The sequence below is a fragment of the Chamaesiphon sp. OTE_20_metabat_361 genome (assembly GCF_031364565.1).
Window position 1 is genome coordinate 1 of sequence record NZ_JANLWO010000554.1, and the last position, 1,707, is coordinate 1,707.

A 1,707-nucleotide genomic window follows, 5' to 3' on the forward strand; every position below is an offset into this window, starting at 1 on the left:
CTCATCACAAAAGGCTGCATCAAATTCCCTGCGATCGCTGTGTTTTCTTTACTGGCGAACACAATCTCAAATGTACTGTCAATCCTTATACAGCTTTTCAAGAAGAAGCAATTGACTGTTCTGACTATAGACCTATTAAATCACATTAGTCCAAGATAGTAAAGCTTTTTTTAGCTAAATTAGATCTTAGCAACTAATTAGGTAGGCGCAATTAAATATCAAACACTTGTAGGTTGGGTTGAGCCTCGAAACCCAACAGCACCAATCATATGGGCACAATTAGCATCTTGTATTTAATTAACCCCAGCTACTTAATTAGCAGCTCGACATCAGACCGATCGGTCATAACTTAGCGATAATTACCTATTAAAAAGTCGATCTAGTCGCACGATTAGATCGACTTTTTTGCCAACATTTTTCGATTTAGGAACGTGACGATCGTGCTAGAACATATACACATCAATAGCCCCTCTCTATCTATTGACACCGATCGGATTTGCTCGGTTCCTCCACTTGGTAGAAAGTAACATCCCTCCTCAACTGCTAAGATTTTGGTACGATCGTCAGCCAACTAGACCGCAGTTACTCTTAGCTGAAACTATGAGCAATGCTGTCATTGAGCCTGAAGCGATAAGTGCCCGATCGCACACATACACACAGGAGTTTGCCGATGTTACTCACTGAAATCAACGTTGACGATCTCGATACGCTCACGCACTTTCGGATCGAGCGGTTTCTACACTTTTTTGCAACTAGTTTGCCAAGCTGCCTAATTGAGCTTGATGGCAACCAGTTACTCTCAATTCACTGTCCGAGTTCCGAAGTTGTTGACGATCTTTTGGATGAATTGGAAGATCTCTGCGATCGAGCATGGCTGATTTTGGGCGTCAATGCACTCGCTCTATATTTTGGGCAAGAAGAAATCTTACGCGCTGATACTTATTTTCACTAGCCGGATGCTATGGCGAGTTCTCTATCCAAAGAGTGAATTTTTTCCTCACAATCGCAAATTTAATTGTCTCGATCGAGGTAGTCATAGATAGATCGTTTAGGCGACGATCTAACGCAGCTAGAACGATATGCTGCTGTGATAACAACCAATCTCAAGAGCGATTTTTCAATCTTACTCAACCCAATTTCTGACAAATAATCATGGAAAATTCACAAGATAAAGTAGCACCGATCGATCCGTCAGTGGCGCAGCCAAATCCCGAATACGATTCGCCGACCCCAGACAGCTACGACCCAAATATTATCCCTGCGGAAACAGCCGCCAGAATGGAACGCGAAGGCGAGAATTTTAAGCGGTTGCCCCAGCATCCACCAGGCTCGGAAAGTCTCGATACAACTGCGGGCTTTACCGTCGATAAAGAAGGCTTAGTGGACAATTTTGGGATCGAGCCAGAAATGTACTATGAAACTCCTGGCGATGCCAAAACAGAGGAATCAGCGTAGATAGTGAATAGTGAATAGTGGATAGTGGCTAGCGATTCTGGCGTTGCTGAATTAGGGTATGAAGCATAGATCTTGCCCTCACCCCCAACCTGTCTCCCAAGCTTGGGAGACAGGTTGGTTTCATACAAGAAAAGAAAAATGCACAAACCCTAGTACTTAGTCTTTAACCCTTCGCCCTCACCCCGCCGTCGCCACCGGCTCCCGCTCCCCTCTGTCTTGATTAGCGGTCTTGTCGTTTTTTTATTAGGGGGG

At 44.3% G+C, this 1,707-nt stretch carries 2 protein-coding genes; both read left to right on the top strand.

Going from position 1 to position 1,707, the window contains the following annotated elements; translation table 11 throughout:
- The first annotated feature begins 670 nt into the window (after positions 1-670).
- The gene (locus tag RMO35_RS15885) at positions 671-952 is read left to right on the top strand and encodes a hypothetical protein (protein ID WP_309737958.1); all 282 of its coding nucleotides are present in this window, start codon (positions 671-673) and stop codon (positions 950-952) included.
- A gap of 200 nt (positions 953-1,152) precedes the next feature.
- Positions 1,153-1,455 (top strand): hypothetical protein, encoded by a 303-nt coding sequence (locus tag RMO35_RS15890; RefSeq protein ID WP_309742299.1) that lies wholly within the window; start codon positions 1,153-1,155, stop codon positions 1,453-1,455.
- Positions 1,456-1,707 lie beyond the last annotated feature (252 nt).